The organism is Streptomyces hirsutus (genome assembly GCF_001418415.1).
Taxonomy (GTDB): domain Bacteria; phylum Actinomycetota; class Actinomycetes; order Streptomycetales; family Streptomycetaceae; genus Streptomyces; species Streptomyces hirsutus.
On sequence record NZ_LIQT01000661.1, the window covers coordinates 1 to 17,234 of the forward strand.

Sequence of the window (17,234 nt, forward strand, 5' to 3'; positions counted from 1 at the left end):
TGGAGCGGCTGGGCGACGAGGGCGACGAGGACGGCGACGGCGCACGACACACCGACCCCGACCACGGCGCGGACCCGCCGACGGCGCGCCGCGGCGCGGCGGATCTCCTCGTACCGGCCGGGGGGCGGGCCGAGGTAGTCGGAGGCCGGCCGCAGGATGACGGCGAGGGGATCGCCGGGTTCGAAGTCCGGACCATCGTCAGAGTGTGTGATCAAGGCTTCTCCCCAGGTGGGCGCGGAGCAGTTCGCGGGCCGCGTGGAGGTCTGCCTTGACGGTTCCTTCCTTGCGCCCGGTCACCACGGAGACCTCCCGGATCGGCATGTCGGCGTAATAGTGCAGCAGGATCGGGACGCGCAGTCGTTCCGGCAGCGACTGCACGAGCAAGCGTACGGACGGGTCGGCGGGTTCGCTGTGCGGACGGACGGCGGCTTCCGCGGTGACACGGTGTACCGCTCTGCGTTCGCGCTCCAGTTTGCGCCAGTGGTCCCGGACGAGGTTGGCCGCGGTGACGTAGAGGAAGCCCCGCGGTTCCGTCACGGAGGTCCAGCGGGCCCACAGCCGGGTGAACGCCTCCGAGGCGATCTCGTGGGCCGTCTCGTCGTCGTCGACCAGCCGGCGGCACCAGCCGGCGAGACGCGGGTAGAGGGCGGCGAACAGCTCGGACGCTGCCTTCTCGCGGGACCGTTTCAATGCTCTCCATGGTCGTGGTGGTACCGATGACGGGGTGCCACTCGCGGAAAGGGGCCCGGGCCGCCGGCACACAGTCCGCCGGCCCGGGACCCTTGTGGCGGATCAGGGACTCGCCGAGCTCAGCGCGGCGAAGACGATCACGTTGTCGCGGTACTCCTCACCGGTGCGCGGGCCGCCGCACGTGATGAGCCGCAGCTCCGGACGGTCCACGTTTCCGTAGACCGCGTCCGTCGGGAAGTCCGCCTTGGCGACCGTCCGGATCGAGTCGACGGCGAACACCGCCGCCGTGCCGTTCTCCAGGCGTGCCACGATCCGGTCGCTGCGGCGCAGCCGCGTGAGGTGGCGGAAGACACCGTCCCCGTGGACGCCGACCGTGACGTGTCCGAGGATCACCGACGGGCCGAGCCGGCCGGGCGTCGGTGAGTGCCGGTACCAGCCCGCCACGTCGTCGGCCGTGAGCGGGGGAACCTGCACGGTGCGGTCCCGGGCCAGCCCCAGCTGCATGACCGGGGTGTCGACCCCGATGGCCGGGATCTCCAAGCCGACGGGGACCGAACGCCCAAGTGCGCGCGTCGCCTTGGCGGGAGGCCGCGAAGACGGTGACGTGCTCTCCCGGCGTTCGGGCGTGGCCCGGCCGGTCCGGTCGCCGCCACCGCAGCCGACGAGCAACGAGGCCGTCGCCGCGGTGACGAACGCGCGCCTGGAGAGCGACGTCATGCCCCGGTCGCCCGCCGGCGGCGTACGAGGAACACCGCCGCGCCCCCGGCGGCGAGCACCGCGGTGGCACCCCCGCCGATCAGCCCGGCCTCGGCTCCGGACTGCGCCGACTCCGGTGCCGCACCGGTGTCGGGCGCTCCGCTCGGAACGACGGAGACCCCGCCCGTGCTCCCCTCCTCGGCCGGAGCCGGCTCCGGGGAATCGGTCGGCGCCGGTGACACGCTCGGGGTCGCTGTGGCCTCGGCGACGGGAGTCGGGTCGTCGGCGAACGCGGGTACCGCGCTCGCCAACACGGCGGTGCACGCGAGTGCCGCGGCGCTGAAAACGGTTCGGCGCATGGAACGCTCTCTTTCATCGGTTCGCCCGCACGGTGACCCGGCGGGCTCAGTCATGAATCGTGCGGAGAGACGAGGCAGCGGCAGCACGGGTTGTAAAGAGAAGGTAAAGCCCTGTGGTGCGATGCGACCGTGCGGTGTCCGCCGATGGTGCAGGAGGGCCCCTCCGGGGGCCGCTTCCCGGACGTCGACGAGTTCCGCCGGCCCTGCGGGCCCGGGTCCTGCACCCGTGCGAGCCGCACGCAGGTGTCCACTGCGCGGTGACGGGCCCCGGCCGCCGGACGGACAGCGTCGGGGCGGCCGCGGTGGAAGGGAATCCCTGACCGGCACTCGCCCTCGGTGTCCTGTCGGCCGTGCCGGGCGTGTTGGTCTACAGGTAGACAGGACGGCGGACCCAGCACCGTCCGGTCACGGAGTTCGCCCGGGAGGGAGCCGGGGCCGGGGTGGAACACCCCGTCAAGGTGCTCGTGGTGACCACGTTCAACCTGGACGAGTACGTCTGCGAGGTGCTGCGCGCCGGAGCGGGCGGATTTCCGCTCAAGGACGCGCCGTCGGCCCAACTGCTGCACGGCGCAAGGACGGTGGTCATCGGTGCGGCACTGCTGGACCCGCAGGCGGCGCGCCGTCTCGTGGGCGGATACCCCGCCCGGATCCGGCCCGCCGAGGACACCGCGCACGACATTTCGCCGGCCCACCGCGAGGGGGAGGTTCTCCGCCTCATCGCGGACGGCCTCTCCCGTACCGAGATCGCCGCAGCTCTCCTGATGGGCCAGGAGACCGTCAAGACCTTCGTGCCACGCGTCCTCGCCGAACCCGGCTTCGCGACCGTGTTCAGGCCGTCGCCCACGCCTACCGTCGAGGGCTGGTGACCTGAGGCGCCACTGCGAGGGACTGGCAACGAAGACGCGGACCGCTGGGGCGCAGTGGCGAAGGAGAAGCGGGGAAGCCACTGCCTTCCCCGCGCGAAGCCTCCCCACCGGGAGGGCCGGGACCACCCGGCCCGGACAGGAGCGCCTCCGAAGCGGTAGCCGTTCTCCTTCAGTCCCGGGGCGTCAGCACACAGAACTCATGGCCGTCGGGATCGGCCATCACCACCCGGTCGACCTCGCCCCGGCCGACGTCGATGTGCGTCGCCCCGAGGGAGACGAGACGGTCGACCTCTGCCTGCTGATCACCGTGGGCGGGTGGGGCAAGGTCGAAGTGCAGCCGGTTCTTCCCGGTCCTCGGCATCAGCGGCGGCCCACCCCACGTGATCTTCGGGCCGCCTCGCGGTGAGCGGATCGCGGTCTCCTGGTCCTGGTCCCAGACCAAAGGCCAGCCCAGGGCCCGGCTCCAGAAGTACCCGACCTCCTGTGAACCGTCGCATGCGAGTGCTCCGATGAATCCGCAGTCGGCGAGGAAGCTGTTGCCCGGTTCGATGACACAGAACTCGTTGCCTTCGGGGTCGGCGAGCACCACATGCCCCTCCTCGGGGCGTTGACCGATGTCGATGTGGCGGGCGCCGAGCCCGAGCGCCCTTTCCACCACCTGCTGCTGGTCGTCGGGGGACGTGCTCGTCAGGTCGAAGTGCATCCGGTTCTGGCCCGACTTCTGTTCCCGGGTCGGGAGGAACCGGATCCGGAACCCGGTGTCGTCGTTCGGCAGGAGAGTGGGCCCGCCGTCGGATTCGTCGGCCGTCTCCCGGCCCAGGACGCCGGCCCAGAAGTGCGAGAGACCGAGGGGATCGTTCGCACCGAAGCAGAGGGCATGGAGCTGAGACGTCATTTCCCGCATCTCCGATCCGCCGCATCACTGCCCCCCACCTGCCGATCGGGAAGTGGGGGCAGTCCGCCGGCAACAGGGCCTCGTCCAGGTCGTGGAGGGAGCCTGCCGGTGCGGCGTCACCCGGTCAACTCGTTTTCTCCCGCTCGCCGCCGTCGCCACAGTCCTCCGCGGACAGGAGCCGGGCGAGCCGGTCGGTACGGGTTCGGCGGACCGTGGCCGGGAAGTGTGCCTGCTGGTACAGGGCGTCGAATCCGCGGAAGCCGCACGAGCGGCCGCCGACCGGGTGGCGGACCTGTAGGGGCCGGCCGGCCCCGTCCTCGACGACGCGGGTGTTCGACCATCCGCCGCGCGGCAGGTGCGGACGGCCGACGGCCGGTCGGGAGTGGTAGTGAGACGGCCGATGGGGGGTATAGGGGGTGCCGTCAGGACAAGAACTTCTCCCGTAAGGAACCGAGGATGACCGATGACGCCTACCTCGTCCTGCTGAACGGCACGGCCGTGACGCTCGGCGTGCCCCCCGCGGCCGTCGGGGAACTGGCCTGTATGGAGACCCCTGCGGTCCGGGCGTGGCTGCAAGCGCAGGGTGTCACCGTGACGTCCCCCGGCCTCCGGCTGGTGCCGCCCGAGGAGACGGCAGCCCTTCCCGACGACGTCGAGCGGCTGCCCGTCCCCCTCGGGGAGGAGGAGTTGAGCCGCGTACGCCGCCATACCGCGCCGCACGACGTCGCCCGGCTGGAGGAGGAACTGCTGGCCTACCGTTCCTCCGCGGACGGCAGGGACGCGCTGCTCGTCCGTGCTCTGGCAGCCGGGGTGCCGGCGCACCGCATCGCGGAACTGACCGGTGAAGACCTGGCCGCCGTCAAGGCGTTGGCGCACTGACACCTCCCCCGCCGGGCCGTGGCCGTGACTGGGTCCCGGCCGACGGTGACGCGCCGCGAGCCCCGGTGACCCACCCTCCGGCCGCCGCGGCCGTGCCCGGGTTTCCTCGGGTCGGCGGGCACGGTGACGCAACGTCAAATTCCAGCTCCGCAAGAGCTTTCTCCGCAAACAGGGGCAGTCGGGACACCATACCGGTACCGCGGTGGGCCGGCGCACCGCACCTGAGAGGAGACACATCACATGGTCGGGCCAGGCGGCAGCATCCGGGTGGGTACGGCGACCGTGGCCGGTGTTCTGGCCGGCACAGTGCTGGTCGGTTGCGGCAATGACGGCGACTCCGCGGAAGGGAAGGGCCCGTCGGCGGGAAAGGAGACGTCCAGCGCTCGGGAGCAGGGCACGGAGGCCGTCCGTTCCGCCTACGACAAGACGGCCGAGCAGGACACCGCGCGGGTGACGCTGCGCGTGCAGACTTCGGCCGGCGGCACCTCGGTGACGGTGAACGGCCGGGGAACCGTCGACCTGGGGGACGGTGACAGCGTCATGACCCTCAGCGCCCAGGGCGAGCGCATCGAACAGCGGGTAGTCGATCAGGTGCTCTACCAGAGGCTTCCCCGAAGTGAGGCCCCGGGCGGCAAGCCGTGGATCAAGATCGATGTGCAGAAGGTGGCCGAGCGCCAAGGAGTCGGGGACCAGTCCGTGAACGATCCCGCCCAAGCAGCCGCGTTCGCCAAAGCGATCGACGACAAGGATGTCACCCGCGAGGGCACCGCCAAGGTCGGCGGGGTGAACACCACCCACTACCGGGTCGCCGTCGATGTCGCCGAACTCCCCGACGGCGCCACTCTGCGGCGACAACTCGGTCCGACGCTGCCGATGGGCGTGTGGCTCGACGACGACGGCCGCATCCGGCGGCAGCAGATCGACATGACGCTCAAGGCCCCCGCGGAGGACGGCGCCACGGACCGGGCCTCGTCGTCTCCTCAGTCGGCGAAGGTGCGCACCGTCATGGAGTTCAGTGACTTCGGTACGGACGTGAAGGCGGAGGCACCGCCGTCCCGGCAGGTCACCGACCTGACCCAGAAGGCCCTCGAACGCGGGCAGACGCAGAACTGATCCGTCTCGTACCGGAGGTAGCGACCATGACATCGACGCAAGGGCACCACGGGGGATGGCAGGGCGGGCCCGCCGGTCCGGGGGAACGCCGCAACGGGTTCGGTATCGCGGCTCTCGTTCTGGGACTGGTCGGCGCCGTATTGTTCTGGACCGTGTTCGGCGGGATCGTGCTCGGTCTGCTGGCGCTGGTCTTCGGAGTGCTCGGCTACCGGCGCAAGAAACGCGGCGTGGCCACCAACGGAACGATGTCCGTGATCGGCGCGGTGATCGGCGCGCTCGTGCTCATCACCTCCTCGGTGCTTCTGGCGGTGGGCGCGGCCGTGTTCAACAGCGACGAATTCAAGAACTACACCGACTGTGTCGAGCACGCCGACACCGAAGCCGACCGGCAGCAGTGCGCGAAGGACTTCGACCGGGACGTCGACAACCGGTGAGCCCCGGTGACCGGGGCCGGGACGGGCTCCTCCGGGAGGTGCGGGTCTCTTCGACGACGCCGTGTGAGCACCGGTTGACCACTGGCCGGCCTCTCGCCCCGCTCCCCCGCCGACCCACCGGACGGCCCGGCACCGCGAGCGCGGTGCCGGGCCGTCCGGTGGGCGAAGCGGCTCGTCAGCCCTGGCGGGCCTTGAAACGCGGATCCTTCTTGTTGATCACGAACGTCACGCCGCGCCGGCGCACCACCTGGGCGCCCGGCTTGGCCTTCAACGCGCGCAAGGACTTGCGTACCTTCATCACGGTCTCCTTCCGCGGGGTCGAACGAGGGGGCCACCGTCGGTTTCCCCCCTCGGAGGCCTCCGCCGCGGGGCGACGGAGGCAGGTGTCATCGTTCTTCGCGGAAGAGGACGTGCTCACCGGCGACCGGGTCGTACTTCCGCAGGACCAGCCGGTCGGGGTCGTTCAGACGGTTCTTGCGGGTCACGTAGGTGACTCCCGTGCCCACCGTCGACTTCAGCTTGACGACCGGCCGTGCAGTGCTGCGTGCCATGAGGTGCTCCTTTCGCCATCACCCGAGCCATTGAATCGGGCATGTCAGACGTAATGGTCAACGGCATCGGTGGGCGCCGTATTCCGCATCCCGCGTTCAGTGGGCCGGGACCGCCGCCCGCTCCGCGCCCGGTGCCTCGCCGGGCGGGCCGAAGCCATGCGCAAGAGATCATGGAGAGCGGTCGCCTGCGCGGCGAAAGGCTCTGCGGGGCTTCGGCCGGACGATCACCCCTGCAGACCGTCCATGGGGCCCGGGGGCACCGTGCCGAGCAGGGTCAGGTGGCGGGGCGGGCAGTGTGGTCGGGGTGGTGCCGGGTACGGCGGGCCTCCTTCATCTCCGCCTCGTACAGGTGGTCGCGCCCCTCGGCCAGCTCCTGCCGGATCTCCTGCTCGATCTGTTGAAAGGGCCGGTAGTACGTGGCGTTGTACGCCTCGACGATCTGGAAGGTCCAGTGGCCCGGAATCACGTTGCGGCCGAGGATCTCGCGCTCCACCTGGTCGGCCTGCTCTTCGTGGCCGGCCTCACGGAGCAGACGCACCGCGTCGTCGAGAGTGAGGTCGGCACTGCCGGTCAGCTGATGGAACGTGTAGAGCGCGCCACGGGCCCGCTCGGCGGTTTCCAGCGCCTTCGACAGCCTGCCCAGGGCTTCGACCGTCGTGTCGGACACGCCGTCCGGGCGGCGGTGCTCAGGGTCGGGGTGCTGTGCGTCGGTGTTCATACGAAGACGGATTCCCCGAGGAGGGCCGGGAAGGCTACGCCGACCGGACCGCAGCCTGTCTCCGGGAGCAGGAACGCCGCGGTGAAGAGGACGACGCCCTGCTCGACGCCTGGCCGGTCACCGGGCAGGACCGGCCCTCGGCGACGTCGCATCGCGCCGGGCCGCCAGGCGCTTCCGGTCCCGGCCCACCACCGCACCGGCCAGGGTCGAGAGGCGTTCCAAGGAGGCTCACGGCCCCGTCAGCCGTTCGGACGACAGGCCTGCGTCCTCGCTTCGAGACCTGGGGCGACCCTGCCTTCGGGGAAACGGAACGTGATGACTTGCGAGAACCTCGTGACACGCCTGAACCCGCCGGGCCGCGCATGCGTAGGGAGGACGGGAGAACACGCACGCCCGCATACCGCGGAACCCGAAGCACCCGACACACAGCGACCTCTTCAAGGAGTGCCCGATGAGCACCGCACGCATCAGCGACCGGCTGACGAGCCGCCAGCCCCTCGTACTGGGCCTGTTCCGTATGGTCCTGGGTCTGCTGTTCACCAGTGAGGGCGCTGCCACGGTCTTCGGGGTGCTGGACCGAACGGCCAGCCCGGTGGGCGACTGGCCGTTCTGGTACGCCGGGGTGATCGAGCTGACGTGCGGCGTCCTCATCCTCCTGGGAGTCACGACGCGCAGCGCCGCCTTCGTCAGCTCGGGCATCATGGCCTTCGCCTACTTCACCGAGCACCAGAAGGACGGTCTGTTCCCGCTGCAGAACGGCGGCCTCGCCCCTGCCCTCTTCTGCTGGGGATTCCTGCTCATCGTGTTCTTCGGACCGGGCGCCCTGTCCCTGTCGGGCCTCGTAGGCCGGGGGGAGACCGGCGTCCGGCCGTCCGCGCGTCCGGAGCCCGAGCAGCGGGTGGGCGAGTAGGCGGCGCCGGGACGAAAACGTCCGGCACCGGATCTCCGCGCCGCAACCGATCCTGCTGCTCCGCCGACGCGGCGACGACCGGGACGACCGGATCGAGGCCGCTCTGCGGCGCCCACGCGTGGTGGGTGCCGCCCGCCGGCCGGTCCGGCGAAACCGTCTCACCGAGCACCCTGCCGAGCCCTCTGCGGCGAGTTCCACTCCGTCGGTCCCGTTCCCGCGCACACGGGCGGCTGCGACCGGTCGCCTCGACGAGGGCGGGCGGCCCCCTGCGATCCGCGGTGATCCGTAGTGATCCGCGCCCCGGCGAGGCGGTGGAGTCGTGGCCCGGGGAACGCGTGCCCCTGGTTCGGCCACGCCTGATCGATCCGGGTGAGAAGTGATGTCACCGGCCGTCGGGGCGGGTTGCCGCCGGTCATGCTCAGCGCTCCGGTGGCTTCCGAGACTCTTGGCGCCGGTCGCCGCTGTGCCGGCGGAGCCGGTCGGTATGGCGGGTGACGTCATCGACGCGCGCCGCCAGGTCGGGGTGGTCGGACGCCAGATGCGCGCGCGTCACCGTCAAAGGGCCGACGAGGGCGGCGGCGTCGTTCTCGGCGAGGGCTGCGGTGAGTTCGGCGAGAGGGGTGCGGGCGGCGGCGGGGAGATCGGGGAGCGCGGTGATCTGGCCGGCGAGCCGGCGCAGGTCTGCGGCGTTGGCGCGGGCCCATGCGGTGACGGTGCGGTCGGCGGCGCGGCGGTCGCGGGTGGCCCGCACCCGCTGTTCGCCCGTGGACCCCGGCTGTCCGGGACGTACGCGCAGGTAACGGCGTTCCGCGGCCTGGCGGCTGGAGACGCCCAGGGGGTGGGCGAGGTCGGCCCAGCTGGCTCCCGCCTCCCGGGCCTCTTCGATCAGGCCCGGTTCCCACCCGGCGAGCTGATCGCGGACTTCGCGGAGCAGCAGAAGCGCGGCGAGTGCCTGCTCCGAGCCGGCCTGGGCGGGCTCGGGCTGCTCCCCGTCCTGCGATGTCCTGGCCGTGCGCAGGGCTTCGTGGATCGTGGTCAGCGCGGCGGCGGCGAGGAAGGACGTGGGAGTGAGACCGCGGGCGCGCGGGGCGGGTCGATCGTCATCGGTCATGGAATCTCCAGCAGACTTCGTCGTCACCTCGATGACATTCAACTTGTCATCACTTGGATGACATGTTACAACGAAGGCAGGTGAACCGCATTGGCAGCACAGTGCCTGACCTGAACACTGGAGGTGTTTCACGATGTTGATGCGCACCGACCCGTTCCGTGAGCTCGATCGACTCACCCAGCAGCTCCTGAACACGACCGGCACCTGGTCGCGGCCGTCCGCGATGCCCATGGACGCCTACCGCGAGGGCGAGGAGTACGTGATCGCCCTCGACCTGCCCGGCGTCTCCCCCGACGCGATCGAGATCGACGTCGAGCGGAACATGCTGACCGTCAAGGCCGAGCGGCGGCCCGTCACCAAGGCGGACGACGTACAGATGGAGCTCTCCGAGCGGCCTCTGGGAGTCTTCTCCCGCCAGGTCGTGCTGGCCGACACCCTGGACACCGAGCACATCAAGGCGGACTACGACGCGGGCGTGCTGACCCTGCGTATCCCGATCGCCGAGCGCGCCAAGCCGCGCAGGATCGCCATCGGCGGCGGTTCCGCCCACAAGGAGATCAGCGGCTGAACCCCCTCCCGGCCGCGCGGAGAACGGGGGAGACGGCCTGCCCTGCGGCCGCCCCCGTGCTCCTTCCCCTCCCCTCCGCTCGCCGAGTTGCATGCAAGAACGCAACGACGGCCGTACGAGGGGAGGCGTTCCCGGACCAGGTCAAGGGGCTCGGCCCTACGAAGGCACCGGGAAGCCGAAGCGAGCGGCCCGCGCGGTGCCGAGGGCGCGCTGTACCGGGCGCGGCCTCGGACACCGTGGGCGAAGAGCTCACCCGCCGGGTCCTGCTCCGGTCCCGGCGGGCCACGGCCTGCTGCCGGCCGGCCGGCACGTACGGCCCGGAGGCAGCGACATCCCTTTCACCGACCGGGTTCCCCGGCCGAACGACATCGGTGGCCGGCGGGAGCACCCCGGCCACCGCCTCCCCCTCCCCCATTCCCCACCGAGAAAGGCAACCGCGTCACCGATGATTCCCCGGCAGAAGCCGTACCGGCCGACCGTCAGCATGACCTTCGAGCAGATGCTGGAAAGAGTGCGGTACGAAGGCGCGTACCCCACCCGCGCACGGGCCGAGGAGGCCGTGCGCGCCGTGCTGGCCTCCCTCGGGCGGCAGTTGACGGGCGACGTGCGCGTGGACCTCGCGGCCGGGCTGCCGCACGAGGCCGCCGCCATCCTCACGTCGGAGACACCCACCACCGAACCCCTCACCGGCTGGGGTTTCGTCGAGGACCTGTCGGGCCGCACCGGCGGCACGACAGCCACCACCCGCTGGGACACCGGTACCGTCCTTCGCGTCGTCGCCCAGCTCGCCGGCGAGAAGCTCCTCGACCGTGTCCTCACCCGGCTCCCCACCGGTTACGCCCTGCTGTTCGGCCGCGCCGAACTCACCCGGGCGGCCTGACCCGTGGGGGCGGTGCGCTGCTGCGGAACGGCGCTGGGACACCGCGGCTGAACGACGTCGCGGACGAGGAGACCGGCCTTTGCGGCGTGCCGGATCGGCCCGTCGGGGTTGAGGGTGTACGGGTGGCGCCGGCCGGTCGGTTGCCGGTGCAGGAACGGGGCGGGAAAGCGACGGACCGGCAGGCGGGTGATCTCCGCCCGCCGGTCTGCGAGGTAGTCATACAGGTGAGTCGTCCCTCACCGGGCGGCGACGGCCGGCGCGTTCTCGAGCCCTTACTCGCGAGGGGCTGTGGTGAGCTGGAATCCCCCGCTGCCGCCGCCCCTCATGTCCTCCATGTCGAGCGGGTCCGCGTCGGCCCGGATGGCATGGATACCCAGCCACCCCCGGCCCGTGGGGGCACTCTCGGCGGCGCTGATCCGGTACTCCACGATGCGGGTGCCGTGGGCCGGCAGGTCCCGGGCGCCGGAAGCGCCGGTCAACGGCTGGTAGTCGTTGACCACGATCAGGTCCACGGGATGCCAGTCGCCGTCGGGCGCCTCACGCCGCTGCACCGTCAGCTCGGGCGACTTCTCGCCCGCGTAGTTCAACTCGACCTGCGCGGAGAGCGCGATGTCGCGCAGTGCCTCGCCTGTGGTGTTGCAGAGCTTGACGAGGACGGTCTGCGGTTCGCCGCCGGGGTGGACAGTGACGCCTTCCCGCGGGCCGGCGACCGTGGTGATCAGATGGCCGTTGGTCTCGTCGGCGTCAGTGAGCCGGGGACAGGGCTTGGCTCGGAACGCGGCGAACCCGGAGTTCGGCGAACTCTTCGCGGCCGTAGGAGTGCTTTGAGCGCGCTCCTGCGCCGACGTACCGGGCGAGGAGACGTCCTCGTCGCCGCCCGCCGGGGCCGACGGCCCACCGCAGGCGGTGGTGAAGCACATCACCGCCCCCGCCGCGGCGACGACGGACCTTACCCAGCGCCTGTCTGCGTGCACGGATGCTCCTTCTCGTGGATCACTGGTTGATGATCACGACGACTGAAGCCCGCTCATGGTTGCGCCGTGAGGAACTGCCGTGACCGCCTCGGCGGGATCGGACGGGCCCGCCCGGCCATCGGGCGGGAACTGTTCCGCCGTGAAGAGCACGATGTCGTGCTGCGGCCGACCTCTGCCGGGCATCCCGCGCCGCTGATCGTGCGCCGTGACGGAACCGTCGAGGAGGCCGGCACCTGCGGCTGGACTGCCGGGAGCTGGGGACCGTCGACTCCATGGGGCTGTCGACGCTGCTGCGGATCCACCGCTCCGCCGGTCACGCCGGCATCGGCTTCCGCCTGGACGATGTCGGCCCGGCGCTGCGACGCCTCCTCGAACTCACCGGCACCTACACGTACCTGACCACCCCCGGGCAGGCCGGCCCGACTGCCGAGAGCCGTCACCACCTGACCTGACACGGGGGCGGGACTGCCGATCGCCCGCCCGGCACCGGTGTGCCGTGGCGACGCACCACGCCCAGCCCCCGAGCCCGCACCGCGCCGCTCCGCGGACCAGCGGTGGACCGGACGGCATCCGGACATCGCGGATCCGAGGCACGCTCCGCGTCGGCCGGGAGCAGGTCACCGCGGTCCGCCGGGTCCGGTCCGTGCCTTGGCCACGACCGTGTTCCGGCCGGCCCCAGCGATGCGGAACCGGTCCCGGATGGCGATGTGACAGGCCCTGTGGCAGTGTTCGCGCCGGTGCGCGGAGAGCGCCACGACAGAGGGCGCGACCGCGCCGGAGAACGACGAGGGAGACAGGATGATCTTCATCACCGCCAAGTTCCGGGTGCGCCCCGAGTACGCCGACGAGTGGCCGAAGATCGCCGCGGACTTCACCTCGGCCACTCGGGCCGAACCCGGCTGTCTGTGGTTCGACTGGTCCCGCAGCCTCGAGGACCCGACGGAGTACGTCCTGGTCGAGGCCTTCCGCGACGACGAGGCGGGGGCGGCCCATGTGCACTCCGAGCATTTCAGGACCGCGCAGCGGACCCTGCCGCCCCACCTGGCCGAGACGCCCCGCATCGTGAACGCGACGGTTCCGCAGGACGACTGGTCGCTTCTGGGTGAGATGAGCGTCTCCGAGCAAAAGTGACGTACCACCTCGGGGCAGACGTCCGTCGGCAGTCCGCCGTCACCCGGGCGGGCCACCGGGGCGTCTCCGGTGCGGTGCCGTCCCCGGTTCCGGGCGGTTCAGCGACCGCGCCGGCGGATCCTCAGATCCGTGACCACGGGACGGTGGTCCGACGCCTCCGTCGCCACGACTTCGGCACCCGCCACGGTGATGTCGGGAGAGACCGCCACCAGGTCGATGCGCTTGACCGGGTCGACCGCCGGATACGTCCCCCCGCCGCCCGGGTCGGCGTCCCGCAGCCGCTGCCACAGTGAAGCCAGCTCCGGAGCCGTCGCCTCGGCGTTGAAGTCGCCGACCAGGATCTTCGGCCCGCGGTCGGCGGCCAGCACGTCGAGCATGTCCGCCACCTGGGCCTCACGGACCGACGGGTCGGCCCGGTGGTCCAGGTGCGTGCTGTAGACGTGCACCTGTGCGCCCCTGACGTTGACCGTCACCTCGGCGAATCCGGGCATCGGGGCCGGCACCGGGTCGGGTGTCCGGGTGGAGAGCCGGGTGATCTCGTGGTTCTCGGCCTCGGTCACCGGGTAGCGGCTCAGGACGGCGACACCGTACTGCCGACGCTCTCCACCCTCGGCTGCCGGGTCCAGATCGTAGATCGGTGCGAAGAACACCCGCATGCCCAGCTTCCCGGCCAGCGCACGGGCCTCGTCGACGAAGTCGCTGCGGTCGCCCCAGTGCACGTCGACCTCCTGGAGGCCGACCACGTCGGCGTCCAGATCGCGGAGGGCCCGCGCGGTGCGGTCGAGGTCGAAGACCCCGTCCTCACCGGCACCGGCGTGGATGTTGTAGGTCGCCACCCTCAGCGGCACCGCCGGGGCATCTGCTCCGGGGACGCCGGCACCCGCGGCGGTCGCCGGCGCCGCCGCGGCGAACAGGACGGCGGCCAGCGCGGCGGTGGCGGCAACGTCGCGGGCGGGGCGGGAAAAGCTCTGCTTCATGCCTTCTCCGGATCCGGTGGAGGTGGGAACGCGCAGGAGGGAATCGGGGTCGTACCGAACGGGAACCGCGGCGTGACGGGGCGGAAGACATCCGGGAACGCTCGGGCAGGACGCGGGCCCCGGGACGGACGAGGCCCGGCCGGCACGACGGATCGTCCGGCAGTACGTCAACACCTGTACCAGGTGGGCAGGTTTCTCTATCGGGTCACCCGGCGCCTCTCCCCCGTCGCGATGTCGGGGTCCCCGTCGTGTCGCCTTCCGGATGCTGTCGGCCGACGCTCCTCGCGGTGTGCCGATCTCCCGCCCCGCGTGGGGTGTCCGCCCTCGCACCCCCCGACTTCTTTGGACAGGTGCCCACTTGGGAGCCAACTGTTTCGCAGGGGAGCGTCGCATGCCCGAGACCCCCACCACCAGTGAGCCGGACGAAGAGATCAGGACCGATCTGCCGCACACGGCCCGGATCTGGAACTACTGGCTGGGCGGCAAGGACAACTACGTCGTCGATCAGGAGGTGGGAGAGGAGATCCGCAGGCTCCACCCCGGCATCGGCGCGTACGCCCGCGCGGACCGGCAGTTCTTCCACCGTGCGGTGCGGTATCCGGTGACCGAGTGCGGCATACGGCAGTTCCTCGACATCAGCACCGGGCTGCCCACCGCCGACAACACGCACGAGGTCACCCAGCGGCTCGCCCCCGAGTCCCGTGTCGTCTCCGTCGACAACGATCCGATCGTCCTGGCCCGTGCGGCGGCTCTGCTGACCAGTTCGCCCGAGGGCCGTACGTCCTGCCTCGACGAGGACCTGCGCAACACCGACACGATCCTGGCGCAGGCCGGGAAACTGCTCGAACTCAGCCGTCCCGTGGCACTGGTCCTGCTGGGAGTCGTCATGTTCGTCGAGGACGACGAGGAGGCCCGCGGGATCGTGCGGCGTCTGGTGGATGCCCTGCCGACGGGCAGTCACCTCGTGCTGTCGCACACCATCACCCGGCCGGACATGCCCGACGTCGACGCGGCGGTGGCCTTCTGGAACGAGCACGGCATCCCGCGGCTGACCCAACGGCCCCCCGGCACCGTCGCCGGTTTCTTCGAAGGGCTCCGGCTCCTCGAACCCGGGGTGGTCTCCTGCAACCGCTGGCACCCCGACCCGGCCCCCGGCGGCGAACCCGCCGGGGAGGTCGCCCTGTTCGACGGCGTGGCGCGCAAGCCGTGATCCCGCACGCCCGGAACCGGGGGCCCCTGCCGGATCCGCCGGTCAGACTGTCGGTGGCGCCGGAAGCGACAGAGGGGGCGGAGGGGCCGTGAGGGCGGCGAGCAGGACGTCCGCCGGAAGGACCGGCACCGTACGACCACCCGGTCCGGTGACCGTCGTCGCGGCGAGCAACGAGTTGAGCACCGCCTCCTCGACGCCGTCGAGAACCGCTTCGAACAGCGGCCCCAGATCGGCATCCGCCACGGGAGCGTCCCCGCCCGGCCTCGTGCCGAAGGCCACGGCGTAGTCACCGCTGCCATGGCTGTAGGCCGCGCCCGTGCGGGCCAGGGCGAAGACCGCACGCCGTGCGACGCGGGTGAGCTGACGTGCGTCCAGAGGGGCGTCGGTGGCCACCACGATCATGCAGGAGCCGGTCTCCGCGACCGGCGCCCCACCATCGGTGTCACGGCCCGCGGCCCGCGGACCGCGGTGTGACGGTGTGACGGTGCGGCCGAGCACCCGCAGGGTGCCGCCGAAGTTCGCCTGCACCAGGACGCCCGCGGTGAAGCGCCGGCCTGCCAGATCCAGCGTGCGGGAAGCGGTCCCGATACCGGCCTTGAATCCCAGGGCGACCGTGCCGGTGCCCGCGCCGACACAGCCCTCGGCCACCGGCCCGCCCGATGCCCCGTCGAGGGCCGCCCTCACATGTTCCTCGTGGACGGGCCGGGCTCGGATGTCGGACAGGAAACCGTCGTTGCACTCCCCCACGACGGGGTTGAGGCTTTGCACCTCGTCGCAGCCGGGCCGTTCGAGCATCCAGCCGACGAGGGCGTCGGCGACGCGGAAGGCGGACAGGGTGGAGGTGAGCAGCACCGGTGTCTCCAGCGTGCCGAGTTCGGTGAGCTGCGTCGTGCCGATGAGCTTGCCGTAGCCGTTGCCGGTGAAGACTCCCGCGGGCAGCGGTGTGCGGGGGCCGACGGCGTCGGGCACGACGGCGGTGACTCCACTGTGCACGCCCGGGGGCCGGCGGACGGTGGTGTGGCCGACACGGACGCCCGGCACATCGGTGATCGCGTTGAAGGGGCCGGGAGCGCCCCGTCCGATGACGATGCCGAGGTCACGGGCGCGGCGCCGGGTGCCGTCGGCGGACTGCGGGCGAGCCGGTGGTTCCATACGGCTGCACGGTACCCGTCCCGCCCCGTCCGGCGTCCGTCAGCTCCGTGAGCCGTCCACATGAACGGCTCACGGAGCCTCGGCGTTGACGGTGGAGCGGTCTTCACCGGTCAGGGAACGGGCGAGCGGCAGCCTTGAGAGCATCAGCACACCTGCCACGATCAGGGCGACGCCCAGCAGCTGGGGCAGGAGCCACCAGCCCGTTCGCACGGACTCGGAGTAGACCGTGATCCCGAGGGCCAGGCTCACGCTCGCGTCGCCGAGGGTGATGGCGGGCTGGGACGCGACCAGGGGGCCCGCCTGCATCGCGTTCTCCAGGAGAAACAGCGCCGACGCGCCGAACAGGGCGAAGCCGTAGGTCTGCCAGGTCGTGAGGAACGCGGTGACGCCGCTGTCGTCGAGTGTGCGCACCGATGTCTTCATCAGCGCCGCCGTCATCGCGTACGCGACAGCGGTGGCCAGTCCGAAGCAGGCTGCGCGGGCGCGGCCCTCTGGTCGGCGGAGCGCGGCGAGTACGAGGCAGACGATCACGCCGGCGCAGACGGCGAGTGCGGGGATCCAGCGATCCATGGGCACCTGCGTACGATTTCCCTCGGGCGAGGCGGCGGTCAGGGCGACAGCGAGCCCTGCCACCACGGCGAAGGCGGCCGCCCAGCCGGTGCGGGACAGCCGCGCCCGCAGCACCACCGTGGCGATGGCCAGAGTGAGCGGGAGCTCCAGCACGAACAGTGGCTGAACGACCGTCAACGGCCCTGTGGCAAGCGCCACGGCCTGGCAGACCGCCGCGGTGATCATGGCGACGATGCCGGCGAGCCAGACGGGGCGCCGCAGCAGGTCGAGCATCAACCCGGCCCTCAGCTTGTCGGACCGGGGCACACCGAGGGCCCCCTTGCGCTGGAGGACGGTGGCGAGCGCGTTGCTGAACGCGGCGCCCAGGGCGAACAGGACCGACAGCAGCATGTCCACGGTGGGGTCCTCCGGGATGACGAGACGGCCCACCCCCAGGCCCTGCCATGGTGCCCCGCGTGCCCCTTGCGCGCGAACACGCAGGGGGCGTGTCGCAGCCCGTACGGCGGCCGCCGTGTGCCCGCCGGCCGGCCCGGGCCACGGCGGGTACCGG

At 71.6% G+C, this 17,234-nt stretch carries 21 protein-coding genes and 2 pseudogenes; 10 read left to right on the forward strand and 13 right to left on the reverse strand.

All coding sequences use genetic code 11. The features are described from left to right. From AOK11_RS36845 to AOK11_RS36860, 4 genes and pseudogenes are all read right to left on the reverse strand, one after another. A pseudogene (locus AOK11_RS36845) lies at positions 1-215 on the reverse strand (hypothetical protein); the annotation flags it as partial. Then, positions 199-690 carry an RNA polymerase sigma factor gene (locus tag AOK11_RS36850; RefSeq protein ID WP_055597981.1) on the reverse strand — a complete coding sequence of 164 codons (492 nt, stop codon included), beginning with the start codon at positions 688-690 and terminating at the stop codon, positions 199-201. The pseudogene AOK11_RS36845 and the gene AOK11_RS36850, both read right to left, overlap by 17 nt. A 102-nt stretch (positions 691-792) precedes the next feature. Next, the gene (locus tag AOK11_RS36855; RefSeq protein WP_055597982.1) at positions 793-1,407 is read right to left on the reverse strand and encodes a class F sortase; all 615 of its coding nucleotides are present in this window, start codon (positions 1,405-1,407) and stop codon (positions 793-795) included. Further along, positions 1,404-1,745, reverse strand: a complete 342-nt coding sequence (locus AOK11_RS36860) for a hypothetical protein (RefSeq protein WP_055597983.1) — start codon at positions 1,743-1,745, stop codon at positions 1,404-1,406. Before AOK11_RS36860 ends, AOK11_RS36855 begins: the two co-directional genes overlap by 4 nt. A gap of 410 nt (positions 1,746-2,155) precedes the next feature. Here AOK11_RS36860 and AOK11_RS36865 point away from each other — a divergent pair. Beyond that, positions 2,156-2,616, forward strand: a pseudogene (locus AOK11_RS36865) (LuxR C-terminal-related transcriptional regulator); the annotation flags it as partial. 164 nt (positions 2,617-2,780) lie between these two features. On the opposite strand, the gene AOK11_RS36870 reads toward AOK11_RS36865, so the two are convergent. After that, the gene (locus tag AOK11_RS36870) at positions 2,781-3,506 is read right to left on the reverse strand and encodes a VOC family protein (protein ID WP_055597984.1); all 726 of its coding nucleotides are present in this window, start codon (positions 3,504-3,506) and stop codon (positions 2,781-2,783) included. A gap of 456 nt (positions 3,507-3,962) precedes the next feature. Here AOK11_RS36870 and AOK11_RS36875 point away from each other — a divergent pair, with 456 nt between their 5' ends. From AOK11_RS36875 to AOK11_RS36885, 3 genes are all read left to right on the forward strand, one after another. Further along, entirely contained in the window at positions 3,963-4,385 is a 423-nt protein-coding gene (locus AOK11_RS36875; protein WP_055597985.1) for a DUF6003 family protein, read from the forward strand. A 240-nt stretch (positions 4,386-4,625) separates the two neighbouring features. Beyond that, entirely contained in the window at positions 4,626-5,498 is an 873-nt protein-coding gene (locus tag AOK11_RS36880) for an SCO4651 family lipoprotein (protein WP_055597986.1), read from the forward strand. A gap of 26 nt (positions 5,499-5,524) precedes the next feature. Beyond that, on the forward strand, positions 5,525-5,932 hold the full coding sequence (locus AOK11_RS36885; protein ID WP_055597987.1) for a DUF4190 domain-containing protein: 408 nt from the start codon (positions 5,525-5,527) through the stop codon (positions 5,930-5,932). A gap of 175 nt (positions 5,933-6,107) precedes the next feature. On the opposite strand, the gene ykgO is transcribed toward AOK11_RS36885, so the two are convergent. The 3 genes from ykgO to AOK11_RS36900 all read right to left on the reverse strand — a co-directional run bounded on the left by ykgO (position 6,108) and on the right by AOK11_RS36900 (position 7,201). Continuing rightward, complete coding sequence (ykgO, locus tag AOK11_RS36890; RefSeq protein WP_055597988.1) at positions 6,108-6,230, reverse strand: type B 50S ribosomal protein L36; 123 nt, start codon at positions 6,228-6,230, stop codon at positions 6,108-6,110. Positions 6,231-6,318: 88 nt separating this feature from the next. Beyond that, positions 6,319-6,483: a 50S ribosomal protein L33 gene (rpmG, locus tag AOK11_RS36895; RefSeq protein ID WP_055597989.1), complete on the reverse strand. Its 165-nt coding sequence runs from the start codon at positions 6,481-6,483 to the stop codon at positions 6,319-6,321. 274 nt (positions 6,484-6,757) lie between these two features. Next, the gene (locus AOK11_RS36900; RefSeq protein WP_055597990.1) at positions 6,758-7,201 is read right to left on the reverse strand and encodes a hypothetical protein; all 444 of its coding nucleotides are present in this window, start codon (positions 7,199-7,201) and stop codon (positions 6,758-6,760) included. A gap of 451 nt (positions 7,202-7,652) precedes the next feature. Between AOK11_RS36900 and AOK11_RS36905 the strand changes: the two genes are divergently transcribed. Further along, positions 7,653-8,111 carry a DoxX family protein gene (locus tag AOK11_RS36905; protein ID WP_055597991.1) on the forward strand — a complete coding sequence of 153 codons (459 nt, stop codon included), beginning with the start codon at positions 7,653-7,655 and terminating at the stop codon, positions 8,109-8,111. 418 nt (positions 8,112-8,529) lie between these two features. On the opposite strand, the gene AOK11_RS36910 is transcribed toward AOK11_RS36905, so the two are convergent. Beyond that, the gene (locus AOK11_RS36910; RefSeq protein WP_055597992.1) at positions 8,530-9,222 is read right to left on the reverse strand and encodes a hypothetical protein; all 693 of its coding nucleotides are present in this window, start codon (positions 9,220-9,222) and stop codon (positions 8,530-8,532) included. Between the two features lie 133 nt (positions 9,223-9,355). Here AOK11_RS36910 and AOK11_RS36915 point away from each other — a divergent pair, with 133 nt between their 5' ends. After that, positions 9,356-9,790, forward strand: coding sequence for an Hsp20/alpha crystallin family protein (locus AOK11_RS36915; RefSeq protein WP_055597993.1), 435 nt, complete (start codon positions 9,356-9,358; stop codon positions 9,788-9,790). Between the two features lie 445 nt (positions 9,791-10,235). Continuing rightward, the gene (locus AOK11_RS36920) at positions 10,236-10,670 is read left to right on the forward strand and encodes a DUF2267 domain-containing protein (RefSeq protein ID WP_055597994.1); all 435 of its coding nucleotides are present in this window, start codon (positions 10,236-10,238) and stop codon (positions 10,668-10,670) included. A gap of 272 nt (positions 10,671-10,942) precedes the next feature. Here AOK11_RS36920 and AOK11_RS36925 read toward each other — a convergent pair whose 3' ends face one another. Beyond that, on the reverse strand, positions 10,943-11,644 hold the full coding sequence (locus AOK11_RS36925) for a hypothetical protein (RefSeq protein WP_055597995.1): 702 nt from the start codon (positions 11,642-11,644) through the stop codon (positions 10,943-10,945). A 272-nt stretch (positions 11,645-11,916) separates the two neighbouring features. Here AOK11_RS36925 and AOK11_RS36930 point away from each other — a divergent pair, with 272 nt between their 5' ends. Further along, positions 11,917-12,096 carry an STAS domain-containing protein gene (locus AOK11_RS36930; RefSeq protein ID WP_055597996.1) on the forward strand — a complete coding sequence of 60 codons (180 nt, stop codon included), beginning with the start codon at positions 11,917-11,919 and terminating at the stop codon, positions 12,094-12,096. Positions 12,097-12,442: 346 nt separating this feature from the next. Continuing rightward, complete coding sequence (locus AOK11_RS36940) at positions 12,443-12,775, forward strand: putative quinol monooxygenase (protein ID WP_055597998.1); 333 nt, start codon at positions 12,443-12,445, stop codon at positions 12,773-12,775. A 98-nt stretch (positions 12,776-12,873) separates the two neighbouring features. Here AOK11_RS36940 and AOK11_RS36945 read toward each other — a convergent pair whose 3' ends face one another. Next, complete coding sequence (locus tag AOK11_RS36945; protein WP_055597999.1) at positions 12,874-13,752, reverse strand: endonuclease/exonuclease/phosphatase family protein; 879 nt, start codon at positions 13,750-13,752, stop codon at positions 12,874-12,876. A 391-nt stretch (positions 13,753-14,143) separates the two neighbouring features. Here AOK11_RS36945 and AOK11_RS36950 point away from each other — a divergent pair, with 391 nt between their 5' ends. Beyond that, positions 14,144-14,962 (forward strand): SAM-dependent methyltransferase, encoded by an 819-nt coding sequence (locus AOK11_RS36950; RefSeq protein ID WP_055598000.1) that lies wholly within the window; start codon positions 14,144-14,146, stop codon positions 14,960-14,962. Between the two features lie 42 nt (positions 14,963-15,004). Here AOK11_RS36950 and AOK11_RS36955 read toward each other — a convergent pair whose 3' ends face one another. Both AOK11_RS36955 and AOK11_RS36960 read right to left on the reverse strand, forming a co-directional pair. Next, positions 15,005-16,114, reverse strand: coding sequence for a P1 family peptidase (locus AOK11_RS36955; RefSeq protein ID WP_055598001.1), 1,110 nt, complete (start codon positions 16,112-16,114; stop codon positions 15,005-15,007). A gap of 69 nt (positions 16,115-16,183) precedes the next feature. Further along, on the reverse strand, positions 16,184-17,074 hold the full coding sequence (locus tag AOK11_RS36960; RefSeq protein WP_055598002.1) for a DMT family transporter: 891 nt from the start codon (positions 17,072-17,074) through the stop codon (positions 16,184-16,186). Between the last annotated feature and the right edge of the window lie 160 nt (positions 17,075-17,234).